Annotated in this window: 13 protein-coding genes; all 13 read left to right on the forward strand. The window is 63.4% G+C overall.

All coding sequences use genetic code 11. From position 1 onward, the window contains the following. Nucleotides 1-4 precede the first annotated feature (4 nt). The 13 genes from flgJ (at nucleotide 5) to NWF24_RS05875 (ending at nucleotide 21,240) form a co-directional block, all read left to right on the forward strand. Nucleotides 5-982 (forward strand): flagellar assembly peptidoglycan hydrolase FlgJ, encoded by a 978-nt coding sequence (gene flgJ / locus NWF24_RS05815; protein ID WP_258353367.1) that lies wholly within the window; start codon nucleotides 5-7, stop codon nucleotides 980-982. A gap of 34 nt (nucleotides 983-1,016) precedes the next feature. After that, complete coding sequence (locus NWF24_RS05820) at nucleotides 1,017-1,499, forward strand: chemotaxis protein CheW (protein ID WP_258353368.1); 483 nt, start codon at nucleotides 1,017-1,019, stop codon at nucleotides 1,497-1,499. Between the two features lie 66 nt (nucleotides 1,500-1,565). Further along, nucleotides 1,566-3,131 (forward strand): methyl-accepting chemotaxis protein, encoded by a 1,566-nt coding sequence (locus tag NWF24_RS05825; RefSeq protein ID WP_258353369.1) that lies wholly within the window; start codon nucleotides 1,566-1,568, stop codon nucleotides 3,129-3,131. Nucleotides 3,132-3,138: 7 nt separating this feature from the next. Further along, a complete protein-coding gene (locus NWF24_RS05830; protein ID WP_093057943.1) occupies nucleotides 3,139-3,420 on the forward strand; it encodes a hypothetical protein in 282 nt (93 codons plus the stop codon). An 18-nt stretch (nucleotides 3,421-3,438) separates the two neighbouring features. After that, nucleotides 3,439-5,157, forward strand: coding sequence for a methyl-accepting chemotaxis protein (locus tag NWF24_RS05835; protein ID WP_258353370.1), 1,719 nt, complete (start codon nucleotides 3,439-3,441; stop codon nucleotides 5,155-5,157). Between the two features lie 77 nt (nucleotides 5,158-5,234). Further along, entirely contained in the window at nucleotides 5,235-5,759 is a 525-nt protein-coding gene (locus NWF24_RS05840; protein ID WP_258353371.1) for a chemotaxis protein CheW, read from the forward strand. A gap of 63 nt (nucleotides 5,760-5,822) precedes the next feature. Further along, nucleotides 5,823-7,490, forward strand: a complete 1,668-nt coding sequence (locus tag NWF24_RS05845) for a methyl-accepting chemotaxis protein (RefSeq protein ID WP_258353372.1) — start codon at nucleotides 5,823-5,825, stop codon at nucleotides 7,488-7,490. A 77-nt stretch (nucleotides 7,491-7,567) separates the two neighbouring features. After that, on the forward strand, nucleotides 7,568-9,508 hold the full coding sequence (locus tag NWF24_RS05850) for a methyl-accepting chemotaxis protein (RefSeq protein WP_309148861.1): 1,941 nt from the start codon (nucleotides 7,568-7,570) through the stop codon (nucleotides 9,506-9,508). Nucleotides 9,509-9,518: 10 nt separating this feature from the next. Further along, entirely contained in the window at nucleotides 9,519-11,234 is a 1,716-nt protein-coding gene (locus tag NWF24_RS05855) for a methyl-accepting chemotaxis protein (RefSeq protein ID WP_258355246.1), read from the forward strand. A gap of 19 nt (nucleotides 11,235-11,253) precedes the next feature. Further along, nucleotides 11,254-12,969 (forward strand): methyl-accepting chemotaxis protein, encoded by a 1,716-nt coding sequence (locus NWF24_RS05860; RefSeq protein ID WP_258353374.1) that lies wholly within the window; start codon nucleotides 11,254-11,256, stop codon nucleotides 12,967-12,969. A gap of 102 nt (nucleotides 12,970-13,071) precedes the next feature. Next, nucleotides 13,072-15,036 (forward strand): flagellar hook-associated protein FlgK, encoded by a 1,965-nt coding sequence (gene flgK, locus NWF24_RS05865; RefSeq protein WP_258353375.1) that lies wholly within the window; start codon nucleotides 13,072-13,074, stop codon nucleotides 15,034-15,036. A gap of 38 nt (nucleotides 15,037-15,074) precedes the next feature. Then, on the forward strand, nucleotides 15,075-16,286 hold the full coding sequence (gene flgL, locus NWF24_RS05870; protein ID WP_258353376.1) for a flagellar hook-associated protein FlgL: 1,212 nt from the start codon (nucleotides 15,075-15,077) through the stop codon (nucleotides 16,284-16,286). A gap of 604 nt (nucleotides 16,287-16,890) precedes the next feature. Next, the gene (locus NWF24_RS05875) at nucleotides 16,891-21,240 is read left to right on the forward strand and encodes an RHS repeat-associated core domain-containing protein (protein WP_258353377.1); all 4,350 of its coding nucleotides are present in this window, start codon (nucleotides 16,891-16,893) and stop codon (nucleotides 21,238-21,240) included. Nucleotides 21,241-21,243: the final 3 nt, after the last annotated feature.

Consider the following 21,243-nt stretch of genomic DNA (forward strand, 5'->3'; position numbering starts at 1 on the left):
TGCGATGACGCTACCGGCCACTACCGATCGCAGCGGCGCGCTTGACCAACGCTTTGCGCTCGACGTGCAGGGCGTCGATGCCCTGCGGCGCACCGTGCGCACCTCGCCGGAAGAAGGCCTGCAGCAGGTCTCGCGGCAGTTCGAGGCGCTGTTCATGAACATGGTGCTCAAGAGCATGCGCGAGGCAACGCCCTCCAGCGGGCTGTTCGAGAGCCAGGACCAGAAGGTGTATCTCTCGATGTTCGACCAGCAGCTCACGCAGAACCTTTCGGGGCGCGGCGTGGGGCTGGCCGAAGCGATGCTCGCGCAGCTGCGGCGCAGCATGCCGTCGGGCACGCCCGATGCGGATGCCGATGCTGAAATCGGCACCAAGCCCATGTCGCTCGAACCGCGTGTTGGCTTGCCGTACGGTCCGCGTGCAGGCATTCCCCTTGGCTCGGCGCCGACTGCCCGCGTGGGTGCCGATCTCAGCGTCTATCAATTCAACAGCGAGCGCCGCGCACCCGGTGCTGGTGCGAATGCTTCGTTGCAAGGGCAGGTCGACGATTTCGTCGGCCGCATGGGTGCGTCCGCGCAGGCCGCCAGCACGGCCAGCGGTGTGCCGGCGCCGCTGATCCTTGCGCAGGCCGCGCTCGAATCCGGCTGGGGCAAGCGGGAGATCCGCGCCGACGACGGTACGCAGAGCTTCAACCTGTTCGGCATCAAGGCCGACCGCAGCTGGAAGGGCGCGACGGTCGAAACCACCACCACCGAATACGTCGACGGCGAGCCGCAGAAGGTGCGCGCCAAGTTCCGCGCCTACGCCTCGTACGAAGAAGCCTTCACCGACTACGCACGCTTCATCACCCGCAACCCGCGCTACGCGAACGTGCTGGCCACCGACGACCCGACCGAGGCCGCGCACGGCCTGCAGCGCGCGGGCTACGCCACCGATCCGCGCTACGGCGAGAAGCTCGTTCGCATCATGCAGAAATTCGGGTGAGCCGCGCTCGCGCCCACCACATCAAGGAAACCCCATGGCAAAGACCCAAGAAACCGCAGCAGGCAGCCGCCTGGAGGTCGTGACCTTCAAGCTGGGCGAAGAGGAATACGGCATAGACATCCAGAAGGTGCAGGAGCTGCGCGGCTACGACGCGGTGACGCGCATTGCAAACGCGCCGGAATACATCAAGGGTGTGGTGAACCTGCGCGGGATCATCGTGCCGATCATCGACATGCGCATCAAGTTCAAGCTGGGCGACCCGACGTACGACCAGTTCACGGTGGTGATCGTGCTGAACATCGCAGGGCGCGTGGTGGGCATGGTGGTGGACAGCGTGTCGGACGTGATCACGCTGACGGGCGAGCAGATCAAGCCTGCGCCGGAGATGGGCTCGGTGCTGGACGCCGACTACCTGATCGGGCTGGGCACGCTGGACGAGCGGATGCTGATTCTGGTGGACATCGACCGGCTGATGTCCAGCGACGAGATGGGTCTCGTCGAAAAGATCGCCGCCTGACGGCCGGGCGCGCACGCCAACGCCAATCAGAACAACGACACACAGAGGTTCCGCGAGGAGACGCACATGAAAGACTGGAAGATCGGACGGCGCCTGGGCGCCGGCTTTGCACTGGTGCTGGCGCTGGTGGTCATTACCGCGGGCATCGGCGTGCTGCGCCTGCAGGGCGTGGGCGATGCGACGGAGGCCATGGCCGGACAGTCGCTGACAAAGGAACGGCTGGCGGCCGCCTGGCAGCTGGGCACCAACACCAACAGCGTTCGCACTTTCGCACTGCTCAAGAGCGACGACGTGGCCGTGCAGGAGTATCTGCAGAAGAACATCACGGCCACCAGCGCCGTCATCACCGAAACGCAGAAGAAGCTCGAGGCCATGCTGGTCTCGCCAGAAGAGTTGGCGCTGAGCGCCGACATCAAGAAGAAGCGCGGCGAATACGTCGAGCTGCGCAACCAGATCCTCAAGCTCAAGGCCGACGGCCGCAAGGAAGAGGCCACGAAGCTGACCGACACGCAACTGCTGCCCGCGCTCGACGGCTACGACGCGAGCATCCGCGCCATGGTGGGCCACCAGCAGAAGGAGATCGACAGGACCGCTGCCGGCATTGGCGCGCAGTACCGGTCGGGCCGGGCCTGGCTCGTCGGGCTGGCCGCTTTCGCGGTCGCTGCCGGATCGGTGATTGCGTGGCTGCTGACGCGCAGCATCGTGCAGCCCATCGCCGAGGCGCTGCTGATCGCCGAGACCGTGGCCTCGGGCGACCTGAGCCAGGAATTCGAGACCGAGCGCGGAGGCGACTTCGGCCGGCTGCTGCGCGGTATGGGCGAGATGGAAGACACCCTCACCGACCTGGTGACCCGCATCAAGGCTTCGACCGATTCGATCGCGGTGGCCTCGCGGCAGATTGCGGCCGGCAACGAGGACCTGTCTTCGCGCACCGAACAGCAGGCGAGTTCGCTGGAGCAGACGGCGGCCTCCATGGAAGAGCTGACTTCGACGGTGAAGCAGAACGCCGACAACGCACGTCAGGCGAACCAGTTGGCCGTCTCGGCCTCCGAGGTCGCGGTAAAGGGCGGCAGTGTCGTGTCGCAAGTGGTCGACACCATGAGCTCGATCAACGCGTCGTCGAAAAAGATCGTGGACATCATCGGCGTGATCGACGGCATTGCGTTCCAGACCAACATCCTCGCGCTGAACGCAGCGGTGGAAGCCGCCCGCGCCGGCGAGCAGGGCAAGGGCTTTGCCGTCGTTGCGTCCGAGGTGCGCAACCTGGCGCAGCGCTCGGCGGCGGCGGCCAAGGAAATCAAGACGCTCATCGGTGACTCGGTCGAAAAAGTCGAGGCCGGCAGCAAGCAGGTTGGTGAAGCCGGCCGCACGATGCAGGAAATCGTGGGCAGCGTGCGCCGCGTGACCGACATCATGGGCGAGATCACCGCCGCCAGCCAGGAGCAGACCTCGGGCATCGAGCAGATCAACCAGGCCATCACGCAGATGGATCAGGTCACGCAGCAGAACGCCGCGCTGGTCGAAGAGGCCTCGGCCGCAGCACAGTCGTTGCAGGAGCAGGCCGACAACCTCGTGCGCGCCGTGAGCACTTTCAAGCTCGACGCCGACGTCGAAGAAGTAGAGACGGTCTGAAGCACCCATGCGCACACGTCTCAGCCCCAGGCTTGCCCTGCGCCTTGGCGTGGGCTTCGCCATTCTGTTGCTCTTGCTGGCCGTCGCGCTGAGCCTCGGCTTCAAGGCCGGTGCCGGCTACGAATGGGCGCGCCTGACGGTGTGTGCATTGGGCGTGGCTGCATTGCTCACCGCCGGTGTCGTCGCATGGCTCGTCACGAGTTCGGTCACCCGTTCGACCCACGACGCCGCGAAGGTCTCCGACCGGCTCGACAGGGTCTTCCAGCACGTCAATGCCCAGGATTCCTGAAAACAAGCTCTCCACCCCATGAACTCATTCATCAATCTCAAGATCGGTACCCGTCTCGGCGCGGGCTTTGCCACCGTGCTCCTGCTGCTCGCCGGCATTGCCGGCCTCGGCCTCAGCGCGATGTCGGACATCCAGTTGCGGCTGGACGGCATCGTCAACGGCAACAACGTCAAGGTGGCCTCGGTCAACAAGATGCTGGACGCGGTCCGCGACATCGCCATCCTCGATGGCAACCTGATCCTGCTGAGCGACGCTGACGCCATGCGCGAAGAGGCGAAGAAGGTTGCCGCCGCGCGCGACCGCTTCACCGAAAACCGCGCCGTGCTGGCGAAGCTGCTGGCCACTTCCGATGGCAAGGCGCTGCTCGCGCGCATCGACGAGAAGGTGGCCGCGCTCGTGCCGCTGAGCGCTCAGCTGTCCGAATTCGCGTTGCAGAACAGGAACGACGAGGCAACCGCAATCTTCATCTCGAAGTTCCAGCCGGCCACGCGGGCGCTGCTCGAGGAGCTCGACGCCATGAGCCAACGCCAGAGCAAGCTGTCGCAGGAGGCCGAGGCGGAGGCCCACGCCGGCTACGTATGGTCGCGCAATCTGATGCTGGCACTGGGCGCTCTCGCAGTCCTGGTTGGTGCGGCCATTGCATGGCTCATCACGCGCTCGATCACCCGGCCCATCGGCGAGGCTGTGCAGGTGGCCGAGAAGGTGGCTGCGGGCGACATCAGCTCGCGCATCGAGGTGCAGTCGAAGGACGAGACCGGCAGGCTGATGCTCGCGCTCAAGGAGATGAACGAGAGCCTGGTGAAGATCGTCAGTGAAGTGCGCACGGGCACTGAGACGATTGCGACGGCTTCGAACCAGATCGCCTCGGGCAATCAGGACTTGTCTTCGCGCACGGAAGAGCAGGCGAGTTCACTGGAGCAGACGGCTGCTTCGATGGAGGAGCTGACCTCGACGGTGAAGCAGAACGCCGACAACGCACGGCAGGCGAACCAGCTTGCGGTCTCGGCTTCGGAGGTGGCTGTGAAGGGCGGCAGCGTCGTCTCGCAAGTGGTCGATACCATGGGCTCGATCAATACGTCGTCGAAAAAGATCGTCGACATCATCGGCGTGATCGACGGCATCGCTTTCCAGACCAACATCCTTGCGCTGAACGCAGCAGTCGAAGCCGCCCGCGCCGGTGAGCAGGGCCGTGGCTTCGCAGTGGTGGCATCGGAAGTCCGCAGCCTCGCACAACGCTCGGCAGCCGCCGCCAAGGAAATCAAGACGCTCATCGGCGATTCGGTCGAGAAGGTCGAAGAGGGAAGCAAGCAGGTCGCAGAGGCCGGCCGCACGATGGACGAAATCGTCGGCAGCGTGAAGCGCGTGACGGACATCATGGGCGAGATCACCGCTGCCAGCCAGGAACAGACCTCGGGCATCGAACAGATCAACCAGGCCATCACGCAGATGGACCAGGTCACGCAGCAGAACGCAGCACTGGTCGAAGAAGCCTCGGCCGCAGCCCAGTCGTTGCAGGAGCAAGCCAGCAGCCTCGTGCGCGCTGTGAGCGTCTTCAAGCTCGACGCCAACGCCGTGGCTACCGTGCGCCCCAGTTTCACGCGCATCACGCCGATCCCCAAGCCAGCCAAGCCCGCACCGAAGCGCCCGGCCAAGGCCTTGCCTACCCGCCGCGAACCTGCAGCAGCGCCACAACTCGCCATGGCCGGCAACGCCAAGGGCGAATGGACCGAGTTTTGAGAAAAAAGGACTCAAGTTCAGCGATCCGATGCCGATAACAGGATGAACCCGTTCCCTGTTATCGAAGGAAGAGAGCAATGAGTCTGAACAAGGCAAGAGATCCACTGCAGCAAGCCACCTCGGCTTCGCCCGCGTCCACCGGCGTGAACCGCCTGGAGGTCGTGACCTTCAAGCTGGGCGAAGAGGAATACGGCATAGACATCCAGAAGGTGCAGGAGCTGCGCGGCTACGACGCGGTGACGCGCATTGCCAATGCACCGGAATACATCAAGGGAGTGGTGAACCTGCGCGGGATCATCGTGCCGATCATCGACATGCGCATCAAGTTCAAGCTGGGCGAGCCGACGTACGACCAGTTCACGGTGGTGATCGTGCTGAACATCGCGGGCCGGGTGGTGGGCATGGTGGTGGACAGCGTGTCGGACGTGATCACACTGACGGGCGATCAGATCAAGCCCGCACCGGAGATGGGCTCGGTGCTGGACGCCGACTACCTGATCGGGCTGGGCACGCTGGAAGAGCGGATGCTGATCCTGGTGGACATCGACCGGCTCATGTCCAGTGAAGAAATGGGCCTCGTCGAAGCTGCCGCAGCCACCTGACCCCTGCGCCATGGCCGCACGGCCTGGTTTGGCTCCACAACCTCACATTTCAACGCCTGCACCATGAAATTCCTCTCCAACCTCCGCATCGGCAACCGGCTGGCCATGGCCTTCGCCATCGTCCTCGGCCTGACCATCATCTCGACCGCCATCGCGCTGGTCTCGGCGCGCAACAACGCGGAAGCCACCCGGGTCATGATGCAGAGCCCGCTTGCGAAGGAGCGGCTCATCTCCGACTGGTACGTGCTCACCTACTCGGCCATCGCCCGCACCTCGATGATCGCGCGCACGACCGACGAGACCCTGCCGGTCGTTTTTGCCGACGTGATCTCCGACAGCGTGAAGAAGGGCAGTGAGACCATAGCGAAGGTCGAGAAGCTGCTGGTGACGGACGAGGAGAAGGCGACGTACAAGTCCATCGTCGAACTGCGCGTGAAGTACCAGGCTGCCAAGGACGACGTGGGCAAGGCCAAGGCCAGCGGCAATGCGGTGGACACCGCGCGCGCCTTCAAGGAGTCGTTCCAGCCGGCCGCCAAGGCCTATGAAACCCGCGTGCTCGACCTGCTGTCGATGGAGCGCAAGGCCATCGACGACATGAGCGTGGCCATCGATGCCGCGAACACGCGCAGCTTCAACCTGCAGTTGCTGCTGACGGTGCTGACGGTGCTCAGCGGCGGCATCCTCGCGTTCTTCATCTCGCGCAGCATCGTGCGCCCGTTGACGCAGGCTGTGCAGGTGGCAGAGACAGTGGCCGCTGGAGACCTGAGTACGCACATCGAGGTGGAAAGCCGCGATGAGGCGGGGCAGCTCATGCAGGCGCTGAAGAACATGAATGCCAACCTGGCAAAGGTTGTCGGCGAGGTGCGCACGGGCACGGAGACGATTGCTACGGCCTCGGGGCAGATTGCTTCGGGGAACCAGGATCTGTCTTCGCGCACCGAACAGCAGGCAAGTTCGCTGGAGCAGACGGCCGCTTCGATGGAAGAGCTGACCTCGACGGTCAAGCAGAACGCGGACAACGCACGGCAGGCTAACCAGCTCGCTGTGTCTGCTTCGGAAGTCGCGGTGAAGGGTGGCAGCGTTGTCTCCCAGGTAGTCGACACGATGGGCTCGATCAATGCGTCGTCCAAGAAGATCGTCGACATCATCGGCGTGATCGATGGCATTGCATTCCAGACCAACATCCTCGCGCTGAATGCAGCGGTTGAAGCTGCACGCGCTGGTGAACAAGGCCGTGGCTTCGCAGTGGTGGCCTCGGAAGTCCGCAGCCTGGCTCAACGCTCCGCTGCAGCAGCCAAGGAAATCAAGACTCTCATCGGCAACTCGGTCGAGAAAGTCGAAGAGGGCAGCAAGCAGGTTGCAGAAGCCGGCCGCACGATGGACGAAATCGTCGGCAGCGTGAAGCGCGTGACGGACATCATGGGCGAGATCACTGCAGCGAGCCAGGAACAGACTTCCGGAATCGAGCAGATCAACCAGGCCATCACGCAGATGGACCAGGTCACGCAGCAGAACGCCGCACTCGTCGAAGAAGCCTCGGCCGCAGCCCAGTCGTTGCAGGAGCAGGCCGGCAGCCTCGTGCAGGCAGTCAGCATCTTCAAGCTCGACGAAGGCCATCAGGCCGCGCCTCGCACGCAGGCGAGAACGCAGCCGGCCAAGCGCGTCGGGTCGTCGTTGCCCGCGACACCGCAGCTTGCGGTGGCCGGTGCCGGTGACTGGCGCGAGTTCTGAACCATAGGCTCTCTGTAGTTATGAAAACCGCGAACCCCGCGAGGCGTGATCCCGCCTTCGTCTCCCTGGCTCGCACCATGACCCTCGGCACCGTCGCGGGAATGCTCCTGGTGGTGACGCTGGTGCTGGCAGTCTTCTACGCGCTGGCCTCTTCGCAGCAGCAGCGCAGTGCCGCGCAGTACGCCAATGCCAAGGCCGAAGCCATCGCCCGCTCGCTGGACATCTTCGACCAGACCATGCGCCTCACGGCGGAGAACGCCTTCGGCGTCTTCCGGCGCCAGTTCGCGTCCAGCTTCGTTCTCGACGCAGCCGCGCAAGGGGCGTTGAGCAGCGACGGCACGCCCATCGACGCCACGCGCATCGCGGAAGTGGATGCCTTCGCGCGCGATTTCCCCGGCGCCAATGCCACTGTGTTCGTAGCGCAAGGCGAAGATTTCCGTCGCGTCACCACCTCGGTGAAGAAGGAAAGCGGCGAACGCGCCGTCGGCACACTGCTGGACCGCAAGAGTGCTGCCTATCCGGTCCTGCGCGAGGGCAAGCGCTTCGTGGGGCGCGTCATGCTGTTCGGGCGCCCGTACATGACGGTCTACGAGCCGGTGCGCGATACGGCCGGCCGCGTCGTGGCGGTGCTCTACATCGGGCTGGACATCTCGCAACAGCAGGCTTCCTTCGGCGAAGCCGTGGGCAAGACGCGGATATTCGAGACTGGCGGGCTCTACATCGTCAACCCCAGCGGTGGTGCCGATGCGGCGACGCTGGTCTTTCATCCGACGGCGGCCGGCAAGAAGCTGAGCGAGCTTCTGCCGGGTGACGGGTCGGCCGCCTGGCTGTCGCGAGTCGCGGCGCCTAGCGCGATGTGGATCGACGACGCGCTGGCGGTGCTCGCGTCAGCGGCGAACGGGCAGCGGCGCTATGCCTCTGTGGCCAGGAGCGAAGCGACTGGCTGGCTGGTGGTGGCCGAGCTTCCCGCTTCGGAGGTGCTCGCCGGGCTCTATCGCCAGATGGCCTGGATCGGCGCCTGCATTGCGCTGGCGGCCCTCGTGTTGGGGGCGGCGCTGGTCGTTTTCATCCGCCGCACCGTGCGGCCGCTGAGCCTGCTGAGCGAGCACGTACAGGCACTCGGCCAGGGCGACCTGTCGCAGCGATTGGACTCGGCCCGTCGCGACGAGATGGGCGTGATCACCCGCGCCGTGGAAAGCATGCGCGAAGGCCTGGCCAGCGTGGTGGGCGGCGTGCGCGAGGGCACCGATGCCATCGCGACCGCCTCGGGCCAGATCTCTGCCGGCAACCAGGATCTTTCGACGCGCACGGAGGAACAGGCGAGCTCCCTGCAGCAGACCGCTGCGTCGATGGAAGAGCTCACCAGCACCGTCAAGCAGAACGCAGACAACGCGCGGCAGGCCAACCAGCTGGCGCTGTCGGCCTCCGAGGTGGCGCTCAAGGGCGGCGATGTGGTCAGCCAGGTGGTGGACACCATGGCCTCGATTCATGCCTCGTCGAAAAAGATCGTGGACATCACCGGCGTGATCGACGGCATTGCCTTCCAGACCAACATCCTCGCGCTGAACGCAGCGGTCGAAGCCGCGCGCGCGGGCGAGCAGGGCAGGGGCTTCGCCGTGGTGGCCGCCGAAGTGCGCAACCTCGCGCAGCGCTCGGCAGCAGCGGCCAAGGAAATCAAGGGCCTGATCGACGACTCGGTCGGCAAGGTCGATGCAGGCACTGCCCTGGTGGGCGAGGCCGGAAGGACCATGGAAGAGATCGTGGGCAGCGTGAAGCGGGTCACCGACATCATCGGTGAGATCAGCGCTGCGAGCCACGAGCAGACATCAGGCATCGAACAGATCAACCAGGCCATCACGCAGATGGACCAGGTCACGCAGCAGAACGCGGCACTGGTCGAGGAAGCCTCGGCCGCGGCCCAGTCGCTGCAGGAGCAGGCCGGCAACCTTGTGCAGGCCGTCAGCATTTTCAAACTCGGCGAAGGCCGGCAACACGCGATATCGGCCTCGACGGCCTGAAGAAAAAGTGATCAAGTCTTTCTACAACCTCAGGATTGCGACAAAGCTGCTTGTGTCGTTCATGGCGGTCCTCGTGCTGACGGCCTGCCTCGGCGTGATTTCGGTGATGCAGCTCGGCAAGGTCCACCAGATGTCCACCGACCTCTCGACCAACTGGCTGCCCGCCACGCGCTCGCTGCTGGAGCTGAAGGGCCTGGTGGCGAGCTACCGCGCGCAGGAGACGGAGCACGTCCTGTTGGGTTCGTTCACCGAAATGACTGCGCATGAGAAGACGATGGACGAGTCGTGGGCGGCGCTGCAGAAGAAGCGCGCCGAATATGCGGCGCTCATCACGGAACCAGAGGAGCGCGAGCTCTATCCGGTGTTCGAAAAGCTGCTCGCGCAATACGCGCTCGAGCACAACAAGATCGTCGCCATCTCCAATACGCAGGACATCGACCAGACGGCCAATCTGATTCGCGGCAAGTCGCAGACATTGAGCCGCGAGATGAACGCGACACTCGACAAGCTGACGCAGATGAACCTGGCGGGCGCCCTGCGCGCAAGCCAGACGGCCGATGCGGTGCACGGGCGAGCCAGGCTCTGGGTGCTGGGCCTTCTGCTGGGCAGCATCGCGCTTGGCCTGGGGCTGGCGCTGTGGATCGCACGCATCGTCGCGCGGCCACTGGCGCAAGCCGTGAAGGTGGCGCAGTCGGTGGCCGCGGGCGACCTGACCAGCCACATCGAGGCGCACACGACGGACGAAACCGGGCAGTTGCTGGAGGCCCTGAAGGGCATGAACGACAGCCTCGTGAAGATCGTGAGCGAAGTGCGCACGGGGACCGACACGATCGCTACGGCTTCGAGCCAGATTGCTTCGGGGAATCAGGATCTGTCTTCGCGTACGGAAGAGCAGGCGAGTTCGCTGGAGCAGACGGCTGCTTCGATGGAAGAGCTGACTTCGACGGTGAAACAGAACGCGGACAACGCGCGTCAAGCCAACCAGCTAGCGGTTTCCGCTTCGGAAGTTGCGGTGAAGGGCGGCAGCGTGGTCTCTCAGGTGGTCGACACGATGGGCTCGATCAATGCATCGTCCAAGAAGATCGTCGACATCATCGGCGTGATCGACGGCATCGCGTTCCAGACCAACATCCTTGCGCTGAACGCAGCGGTCGAAGCTGCACGGGCCGGTGAACAAGGCCGTGGCTTTGCTGTCGTCGCTTCGGAAGTCCGCAGCCTGGCTCAACGCTCCGCTGCTGCAGCCAAGGAAATCAAGACGCTGATCGGCGACTCGGTCGAAAAGGTCGAAGAGGGCAGCAAGCAGGTCGCAGAAGCTGGTCGCACGATGGACGAAATCGTCGGCAGTGTCCGCCGCGTGACGGACATCATGGGCGAGATCACAGCAGCGAGCCAGGAGCAAACGTCGGGCATCGAGCAGATCAACCAGGCCATCACGCAGATGGATCAGGTCACGCAACAAAACGCCGCGCTTGTCGAAGAAGCCTCAGCAGCCGCCCAGTCGCTGCAAGAGCAGGCCGGCAGCCTCGTGCAGTCCGTCAGCATCTTCAAGCTCGGCGCGGGCGGCGCGGCCGAGCGCACCGCCTTCACCCGCATCACGCCGATCCCGAAGCCCGCCAAGCCAGCGCCGAAGCGTCCCGCCAAGGCCTTGCCCACCCGCCGCGAACCCTCCGCCGCCCCACAGCTTTCCATGGCTGGGGATGCGAAGGGCGACTGGACGGAATTCTGAGTCCCAAGGAGCTAACCAAATGAATCTGAAGAACCTGAAAATCGGCACCCGCCTGGGCCTCGGCTTCGCGGTCGTGCTGCTCCTGATGCTGGTCATCGCCGCCACCGGCGTGATGCGCCTTGCGAGCGTGGGCAAGGCCACGGAAGACATGATGCAGAACGCGCTGGTCAAGGAGCGCCTGGCCAACCAGTGGTCCAACCTGCTCGGGCCGGCAATCGTCAATTCGTTCGCGATGGTCAAGGCGACAGACCCCAAGGCGGTCGCCTACTTCGAGAAGGGCCGGGCCGACAAGTCGGCGCTTATCAACCCGGTGCAGAAGAAGCTCGAGGAACTGCTGACCTCTCCGGAAGAGAAGAAGCTGTATGCCGGCGTGGCCGATGCTCGCGGCGTCGTGCTCGCGACCATCGGGAAGATCAACAAGCTCAAGACCGAGGGGAAGAACGAAGAGGCCATGGAAATGGCCGACAACCAGTTCGCGCCCGCACTCACCGTCTACGAGGAGGCCGTGGCCAAGCTCGCGGCGTATCAGCGCGACCGCATCGACGAACTGGCGCAAGACATCGAAGCCAACCATACGACCGGCGAGACCACGTTGATGGTGCTGTCGGGCATTGCGCTGGTGCTGGGGGCGTTGTTTGCATGGCGCCTGACACTGGGCATCGTGCGTCCGCTGGGGCATGCGGTGGAAGTGGCAGAGACGGTGGCCGCGGGCGACCTGAGCACGCATATCGAGGTGGAAAGCCGCGACGAGACGGGGCAGCTGATGCACGCGCTGCGAGAGATGAATGCGAGCCTGGCGAAGGTGGTTGGTGAGGTGCGTACGGGCACGGAGACGATCGCCACTGCTTCGGGGCAGATCGCCTCTGGCAATCAGGATCTATCTTCGCGCACGGAAGAGCAGGCGAGTTCGCTGGAGCAGACGGCTGCTTCGATGGAGGAGCTGACCAGCACCGTCAAGCAGAACGCGGACAACGCGCGGCAGGCGAACCAGTTGGCCGTCTCGGCCTCCGAGGTCGCCGTGAAGGGCGGCAGCGTCGTCTCCCAAGTGGTGGACACCATGGGCTCGATCAATGCATCGTCCAAGAAGATCGTCGACATCATCGGCGTGATCGACGGCATTGCCTTCCAGACCAACATCCTGGCGCTGAACGCGGCGGTCGAAGCCGCGCGTGCGGGTGAACAAGGCCGTGGCTTCGCAGTGGTGGCCTCGGAAGTCCGCAGCCTCGCACAACGCTCCGCTGCTGCAGCCAAGGAGATCAAGACCCTGATCGGCGACTCGGTAGAAAAGGTCGAAGAAGGCAGCAAGCAGGTGGAAGAAGCTGGCCGCACGATGGACGAGATCGTCGGCAGCGTGAAGCGCGTGACCGACATCATGGGCGAGATCACCGCTGCCAGCCAGGAGCAAACCTCGGGCATTGAGCAGATCAACCAGGCCATCACGCAGATGGACCAGGTCACGCAGCAGAACGCCGCACTGGTTGAAGAGGCTTCGGCAGCCGCTCAATCGCTGCAGGAGCAGGCCGGCAGCCTCGTACAGGCGGTGAGCGTCTTCAAGCTCGATGCCAACGCCGTCGCCACCACACGCCCCGGCTTCACGCGTATCACCCCAATCCCGAAGCCCGCCAAGCCAGCACCCAAGCGCCCCGCCAAGGCCTTGCCCACCCGGCGCGAGCCTTCTGGCGCCCCGCAACTCGCCATGGCCAACGACGCCAAGGGCGACTGGACCGAGTTCTGACCCGATCGACCCTCAACTTTCGGCTGGCGCTGCCGATATAGACCCAGAGGCATCCAGGCGATGCCACCTCATTTCACACACCTCATCGACAGGTAAAGCCATATGTCCGGAAGTTTGTTCTACACGGGTCTGAGCGGCCTCGGCGTTGCACGCACCGCGCTGATGACCACGGCCCACAACACAGCCAACGTGTACACCGCCGGCTACAGCCGCCAGGTGGCAGAGATCGCCACGGGCAACGCCACTGGCACAGGCTCGGGCTTCATCGGCTCGGGCGCCAACGTCACGACCGTCTCGCGCAGCTACGACCGCTACCTGACGGCGCAGCTCTCTATTGCGCAGTCGACCTCGGCTGCGCTTGCCACCAACAGCACGCAGATCAACCGCATCGACACCCTGCTGGCCGACAAGACCTCGGGCATCGCGCCGCTGATGCAGAGCTTCTTCACCAGCGTGCAGGGCGTGGCCAACACACCGGCCGACCCGGCGGCGCGCCAGCAGATGATCAGCTCGGCGCAGGCGCTGGCCAGCAAGTTTCGCGCGACCGACCAATACCTGTCGGACCTGAACTCCTCCGTCAATGAGCAGATCGTTGGCAGCGTGGACCAGATCAACACCTACGCCAGCAAGATCGCCAGCCTCAACCAGCAGATCAGCCAGATCAGCGCCATGGCCGGCGGCCAGCCTCCCAACGACCTGCTCGACCAGCGCGACCAGCTCGTGAGCGAGCTGAGCCAGGTGGTCGACGTGAAGGTGCTGCAGCAGGACAACGGCAAGTACAACGTGTTCATCGCCACCGGCCAGTCTTTGGTGACGGGCGACTACGCCGCCACTATGGCCGCGGTGAACTCCGCCGCCGACCCGTCGCGCAAGGCCGTGGCGCTGCAGGGCTTTGCCGGCAACACGACCGAGCTGTCAGATGGCGTCATCACCGGCGGCACGCTCGGCGGGCTCATGAGCTTTCGACGTGACACGCTCATTCCCACGCAAAACTCCATCGGCCGGCTCGCCATGTCGGTGGCCGACGCCGTGAACGCGCAGAGCAAGCTGGGCGTGGACCTCAGCGGCGCACTGGGCAAAGACTTTTTCACGCAGTCCGTGCCGGGCGTGCTCTCCAACGCAAAGAACGCGGGCAACCTCGAGCTCACCGGCACGCTCTCGAACGCGTCGCAACTCACGACCAGCGACTACAACGTGAGCGTCACCGACGTGGCCGGCACGCTGACCTACTCGGTCACCCGCCTGTCGGACAAGCAGTCGATGGGCTCCTTCACCACCTTCCCCATTACCTTCGACGGCGTGAGCCTCGCGGCCGCCAGCGGTACCGCGCAGGCCGGCGATTCGTTTCTGGTGCAGCCCACGCGCACCGGCGCGCGCGACCTTGACGTGCTGACGCTCGACCCCGCCAAGGTGGCCGCGGCATCGCCCATCGTCACCGGCAATACCGTCGGCAACAAGGGCTCCGGCGCGCTGGGCGCGGCCACGGTGGATGCGAGCTACCCCGCAACGCCGCTGGGCGGCACCGTCACGCTGAGCTACGACGCGACCACCGGCAACCTGACCGGCTTTCCGGCCACCTCGGCCGTGACCGTCACGCTGGCCGATGGCACCAGCACCAGCTACGCGGCCGGCACGCCCGTGCCCTACACCGCCGGCGCGAAGATGAGCTTCGACGGCGTCACCGTTGCAATGACCGGCGCGCCCGCGCAAGGCGACACCTTCACCATCGGCAAGAACACCGCGGGCGTGTCAGACGGCAGCAACGCGCTGCTGCTGGGCGCGCTGCAGCGCAAGACCACCATGGCCAACGGCACGGCCACCTTCAACGGCGCCTACTCGCAGATCGTCAGCGAAGTCGGCAACCGCGCCATGGCAGTGAAGGTGGCGGGCACCACGCAAGACAGCGTTACCAGCCAGATCAAGGCCAGCCAGCAGGCCATCTCGGGCGTGAACCAGGACGAGGAAACCGCCAACCTGCTGATGTTCCAGCAGATGTACCAGGCCAATGCGAAGGTGATCCAGACCGCCTCGACCATCTTCGACACCATCCTCGGCATCGGCAGCTGAGCCCGCCCAACGTCCAGCAGATCCACTAAGGCAAAGCGATGCGCATCAGCACCCAATCCTTCTACGAACAGAACGTACTGGCCATGGGCCAGCAGCAGCAGAAACTGTTCAGGGTCCAGCAGCAGCTGGCGACCAACTCGAAGTTCCTCACGGCCGGCGACGACCCTGTGGGCGCCGCTCGCGCACTCGGCGTCAGCCAGACGCTGTCGGAAATTTCGCAGTACGCCACCAGCCGCCAGCGCGCGTCGCGCTCGCTCTCCACCGAAGAGAACGCGCTCAACTCGGTGACCTCGATCCTGCAGAACATCAAGGCTCTTACCGTGCAGGCCGGCAACGGCACGCTGTCGGACGCCGACCGCGCATCGCTCGCCACCACCATCCAGAGCAGCTACGACCAGCTGGTGGGTATCGCCAACTCCGACGACGGCAACGGCCAATACCTGTTCGCGGGCTTCAAGAGCGGCTCCCCGCCCTTCGTGGCCACGACCAGCGGCGGCGTGCAGTACGTGGGCGACCAGGGCCAGCGGCTGATGCAGGTCGACGTGGCGCGCCAGATGTCTACATCGGACGACGGCCGCAGCGTCTTCCAGTCGGTGCAGGGCGGCGCGGGCTATGTTGCGTCAGGCGCCGCGGGCAACACCGGCACCGGCGTGTTCGGCTCCGTCAGCGTGACCGACGCCACCGCGCCTAACTACGGCAAGGACTTCACCATCACCTTCAGCGCCACCGACTACACGGTGACGACCAAGGACACGCCACCCGTGGTCGCAGCCACCGGCCCGATCGCGGCGGACACGCCCATCAACTTCGGCGGCGTGCAGATCAAGATCACCGGCACGCCGGCGGCTGGGGACAGCTTCGATGTGTCTACCGCGAAGAACGCTGGTACCGATGTGTTCGCTGCCATCGGCGAGCTGGTGAGTGCGCTGCGCACGCCGCTGAGCGGTGGTGGGGCGGCTGCGCAGGCGAAGCTGCAGAACGCGCTGGCTACGGCCAATGTGAAAGTGACGAATGCGCACGACAACGTGCTGACAGTGCTTTCTTCTGTGGGCTCGCGGCAGAGCGAGATCGATGCGCTGGATTCGGGTGGCGGGGACCGCAAGCTGCAGGAAGAGTCTTATCTGTCTTCTATTGAGGATCTGGACCCGTATAGCGCGATTGCGGAGTTCTATCAGCGGCAGTCTTCGTTGCAGGCTACGCAGATGACGTTTGCTAAGTTGAATAGCATTTCGCTTTTTAATTACTTGTGAATGGCTCGGCTTTACGGCTCGCATCGTGTCGCTTGGACTTGAATATATTTCGTGAAAGTCCGGAGTAGCCGGTAGCGGTTCTTGTCGAGGCATGCTAGAGAGTTGCAGCGGCACCTCGTGTGCTGAGAGGTGCGCTCTATGCCCAGATCGAAAGTTTACGAGGGGCATCATTGCTGACCGTTGGCTCAAGATCCGCCTCCCGTAGGCGCGACCGAACAACCCGGAACTGCGGGAAGCAGTACCTTTATTTTCAGCTTGACGAAGACCCCGTGTGTGTCGTTGCGCAGTCGTTGTTCTGATCCTGGCTTTCAGGCATCTTGAAACGGTACGATCGATCTTCGTCCAGTTGACTGGTTGGCAATGAATCGTGTGTGCTGTGCTTCTCAGGTTGCGGTAGCAACGGGGGCCGCTATCTAAGTAGCAAGAGGGAGGGGATATGTCAAAGGAAATCGCGAGAGGAATAAGAGGACTCAGGTACATCGTGCGCGGGGTCTTCGCAATTTACATCGTGGTTCTTTGCGGTGGTGCCTTTGCAGGTCCTAATTCCACGTGGAGCTTTACCACTCAAGCTGATGCTGAAGCTGATTGCTTGCGGACAATCGGCATGCCGAACCAAGGTTGGCTGTCAGCAACCTGCACGCTTTCGTCCGGATACTATGTTGGCTACTACAACTGGTACACGCTGCTAATCACCAGAGACACGGGCGTGTACGAGCAATGGAATCTCTTTCCCGGATTGCAGCCAAAGCCGTGTGCGCAGTGCGAGAAGAGCGCAAAGACTGAGGCCGCACTTTCTGCGACTCAACCTGCACCAGGCCAAAGTTGCCGGGCTGATGGGCTTTTCACCAAGAATCCTATCGATCTGGTGACTGCAGAGAAGTATCGCAATGAGGTCGATTGGCGCGATTCAGGGCCATCCCCCCTTGGTTTTTCGCGCATATACAGAAGCAACTGGGGATTCGACCCCAATCATCCGAATGTTGGCCTAGGTCAAAGCTGGACCCACAGCTACGCGTTTCGTCTGGTTGCAACGCCAAGTGGAAATCCGGTGGATGTTGCCGTAGTCGCACCAGAAGGAAACGTCCGCCTCTTTAGTAGAAGCAGCAACTCAACCAGTTGGATAACCACTGGAAGTGGGGACTCTCTGACGCAGCTCTCCTCCGGAGGTTGGTTCTACCAACGAGCTGATGACAATGTTGTTCTTACTTTTGATGCTGCGGGGAAGATCGTAAGTCAGATGGAGCGGAATGGCTGGATCACGACCTTCGCTTACGACAGCACCGATCGACTAGCCGTGGTTGCCAATGGCTTTGGTCGAAGCCTCGTTATTTCTTACAACTCGTTGGGGCAATTGGGCTCCATCGTGACTTCTGATGCTCGACTGATTGGGTATTCCTATGATGCACTGGGCAGACTGTCCTCTGTAACCCGCGCTGATGGCACATCGCGCACTTTTCTGTACGAGAACACTGCATTTCCGCAGGCCTTGACAGGAATCAACAGCGAATCGGGAGACCGCTGGGGGACGTTTACATACGATGCGAAGGGCCGACCTATAACGAGCGAACTGGCCGGTGGCGCCGAGCGGTATGAGGTTGCTTATCCAGCAAACTCAAACCCTGGTTCGACGGTGAAGGATCCGCTTGGTACGACCCGAACCTACTGGTATGACACCAGGGAGCGTAGCGCTGTCGTGACCAGCGGCTCGTTGCCATCATCTGATGGCGCAGCAGACGCGAGTAGTCGCGTACAAAACACCTACGGTCTTACGACATCAGAGACTGACTTCAAGGGTTCCGTTACTACGACGACATGGGATACCGCCCGTCGCCTTCCTACGACCGTGGTGTACGCCTCTGGCACTCCCGACGCACGGACAGTGACAACTCAATGGCACTCGACCTTTAGCCTACCAATCTTGGTAACTGAGTCTGGACGCACCAGCGCCTATAACTACGACGCGCTCGGCAACACGTTGTCGAGAACCATCACCGACACGGCGACCAACAAGGCCCAGCTCTGGCAGTGGACCTACAACACGTCGCAGCTCGTTGACACAGCCACAGAACCCAACGGCGCAGTCACCAGTTACACCTACGACACCCGGGGCAACGTCCTCACATCGACGAACGCGCTGGGTCACGTCACTACGTACACCTACGATAACGCCAACCGTGTTGCAGGTTCGACAGCCCCCAACGGCCTCGTTGCCACCTACACCTACGACCTGCGCGACCGCCTGCTGACCCAGACTGTCGGTGGACAGCAAACCACGATCACCTACAAGCCCTTTGGCAATGTCGAAACAGTGACGCTGCCCACAGGCCTCGTCCAGACCTACACCTACGACGCAGCTCATCGACTCACGGGCTGGAGCAACAACCGAGGCGAGAGCGGCACCTACACCCTGGACGGCATGGGCAATCGCACCGCCGAGCAGATCAAGGACAGCGCCGGTAATGTCGCCTGGAGCGTGGCTCGGACGATCAATAGCATCAACCGACTGTCAAGCAAGACCGAAGGCACAAACCAGACTGAATCCTTTGAGTACGACGGCAACGGTGATTTGGGTCGAACAAAAAATGCATTGAACCAATACACGCAGTACGGCTTAGACAGATTGCGTCGTCTGAAGGATTTCACCAATGCTGAAGGACGGACCGCGTCCTTCAAGTACAACGCCCTGGACGCCGTCACCGAAGCCAAAGACTTCAAGGGCGTGGCCACCGCCTACACCCGCGACGCCCAAGGCAACGCGACGGCCGAGAGCAGCGCCGATACGGGTGGAGCGAGCACCCAGTACGACAACCTCGGCCTGCCCAGCCAGATCACCGACGCCCTGGGCCAGGCGACAACCATCACCCGCGATGCCCTGGGCCGCCCGACCGGCCTGGTCTTCGCCGACGGCAAGACCACCACCCTGCGCTACGACCTCACGGCCAACAGCAAGGGATACCTGTCCGAGATCGTCGACCGCAGCGGCACCACCGAGTACACCCGCGACACCTTCGGCCGGGTCACCCTCAAGAAGCAGACCCTGGCCAACGGAAGCGTCCAGCAGGTCAGCTACGCCTACAACCCCAACGGCACGCTGGCCAGCATCGGCTACCCCAACGGCGGCGGCGTGCTCACGCACAGCTACGACAGCACCGGTCGCCTCACAGGCCTGAGCCTGAACGGCAACCCGCTGGTCACCGGCATCGCCTGGAACCCGCTGGGCCAGCCCACGGCATGGAGCTGGGCGTTCGCGAGCCCCTCCATCGCAGCCAGCCGCACCTACGACACCGCAGGCCGCCTGACCGCCACCGAGTTCAGCAGCTACACCTACGACGCAGCCGGGCGCATCACGAGCCTCACGCAGAACCTCTACCAGCCCGGCGACACCGACCCGACCCACAGCACCGTCGCCAATGCCAACGTCACCTGGAGCGTGGGCTACAGCGCGGTGGGGCGCATCGTGAGCTTCAACGCCACGGGCAACACGGCCGGCTTCGGCTACGACGCCAACGGCAACCGCAGCAGCACCACCCGGGCACTCAATGGCACGAGCACCAACCGCACCTACACGGTGGGGTCAGCAAGCAACCAGCTCACGGGCTTCACCCAGACCATCAACGGCGCGAGCAGCACCAGCGTCACCTACGGCTACAACGCCAACGGCGACCTGCTCACCGATGGCCTGCGCAGCTACACCTACGACGCTGAAGGCCGGCTGGCGGCAGCGACGACGGGCGCGACCGATGTCAGCCCGACCACGCGGTATGCGCACAACGCGCTGGGGCAGCGGGTGTTCAAGACGGAGCCGCTGTATCCGCCCAGCCAGGGCGATGAGGCCGACCCGGGCTTCATGCAGAGCCTGATCGCGTTCTTCACGAAGCTGTGGAGCCCGGCCAACAACCAAGCAGAGCAGTTGGGCTACGCGTATGTCTACGACGAGCAGGGCACGCTGATCGCGGAGGTGGGCAGCGGGGGCACGAACAGTGCGGGGCAGAGCCAGTACATCTATCTGCCGACGGGCAATGGGCCGATGCCGATTGCGGCGGTGATCAATGGCAACACCTACGCCGTTCACAGTGACCACCTGAACACGCCGAGGAAGCTGACGAACGCAGACGGCCAGGCTGTCTGGCAGTGGGGCTACAGCGCGTTCGGGGAGGACAAGCCGACGCTGGCGAGGTACCGGTTTGCCAACACTGAAACAACACCAAACCCGGGCACCACGAGCATCTCGGAGGTGAAGTTCAACCTGAGGTATCCGGGGCAGTATGCGGATGAAGAGTCGGGGCTGTTCTACAACGGGTACAGGACCTACATCCCGACCATCGGGCGGTATACGCAGGGCGACCCTATCGGGCTCGATGGTGGATGGAATCGGTTCGGCTATGTCGATGCGGACCCTCTGAATTGGGCTGATCCAGATGGATTGGCAGCGAAGCCCATGCAGCCACTTGATTTCGAGCCAATGCGAGGCGGCGGTGGTGGCCCGGGTGGTCCAACTGGACCAGTTGGCGGTGGGAATGGGCTGACGGGGGTCGGTCGTGGCGGCGGTGGTGGCACCGGTGGCGGCGGTAGTGGTACCGGTGGTAGTAGCGCCAGTGGTGGATTTTGTCCTCGGCTGCCGCAAGATGTTCGTGTAAACCCAACGCCGCCCCCACCGCTGCCGACCAATCGTCCAATCGGTAAGAGCCCAACCCAGAATCAGGCGGCGCAGGATGAAGTTAGGCGCATGCGTGAGGCTAACTATCGTGATATACGAGTTAACCAACAGCAAGTAGATGCGAACGGGACGCGAGTTGGAATCGGTCGGCCTGATGTTCAGGGTACAAACCAGGCCACAAGGAGGAGAGAGTATGTTGAATTTGATGGATCAAATTCAAATCGCGGCCCTGGGCACGCTGATCGACTCAATGCAAATGATCCGAATGGATTGGTCGATCTACGAAGAATAGATTGAATT

This window comes from Variovorax paradoxus (genome assembly GCF_024734665.1).
In the GTDB taxonomy this organism is placed as follows: domain Bacteria; phylum Pseudomonadota; class Gammaproteobacteria; order Burkholderiales; family Burkholderiaceae_C; genus Variovorax.

Bases quoted from the DNA above. Each gene is read 5' to 3' on its own strand.
- NWF24_RS05845 (WP_258353372.1), top strand. From the start codon at position 5,823: ATGAAATTCCTCTCCAACCTCCGCATCGGCAACCGGCTGGCCATGGCC.
- flgJ (WP_258353367.1), top strand. From the start codon at position 5: ATGACGCTACCGGCCACTACCGATCGCAGCGGCGCGCTTGACCAACGC.
- NWF24_RS05875 (WP_258353377.1), top strand. From the start codon at position 16,891: ATGCCGAACCAAGGTTGGCTGTCAGCAACCTGCACGCTTTCGTCCGGA.
- NWF24_RS05830 (WP_093057943.1), top strand. From the start codon at position 3,139: ATGCGCACACGTCTCAGCCCCAGGCTTGCCCTGCGCCTTGGCGTGGGC.
- NWF24_RS05860 (WP_258353374.1), top strand. From the start codon at position 11,254: ATGAATCTGAAGAACCTGAAAATCGGCACCCGCCTGGGCCTCGGCTTC.
- NWF24_RS05835 (WP_258353370.1), top strand. From the start codon at position 3,439: ATGAACTCATTCATCAATCTCAAGATCGGTACCCGTCTCGGCGCGGGC.
- NWF24_RS05840 (WP_258353371.1), top strand. From the start codon at position 5,235: ATGAGTCTGAACAAGGCAAGAGATCCACTGCAGCAAGCCACCTCGGCT.
- NWF24_RS05825 (WP_258353369.1), top strand. From the start codon at position 1,566: ATGAAAGACTGGAAGATCGGACGGCGCCTGGGCGCCGGCTTTGCACTG.
- NWF24_RS05850 (WP_309148861.1), top strand. From the start codon at position 7,568: ATGACCCTCGGCACCGTCGCGGGAATGCTCCTGGTGGTGACGCTGGTG.
- flgK (WP_258353375.1), top strand. From the start codon at position 13,072: ATGTCCGGAAGTTTGTTCTACACGGGTCTGAGCGGCCTCGGCGTTGCA.
- flgL (WP_258353376.1), top strand. From the start codon at position 15,075: ATGCGCATCAGCACCCAATCCTTCTACGAACAGAACGTACTGGCCATG.
- NWF24_RS05820 (WP_258353368.1), top strand. From the start codon at position 1,017: ATGGCAAAGACCCAAGAAACCGCAGCAGGCAGCCGCCTGGAGGTCGTG.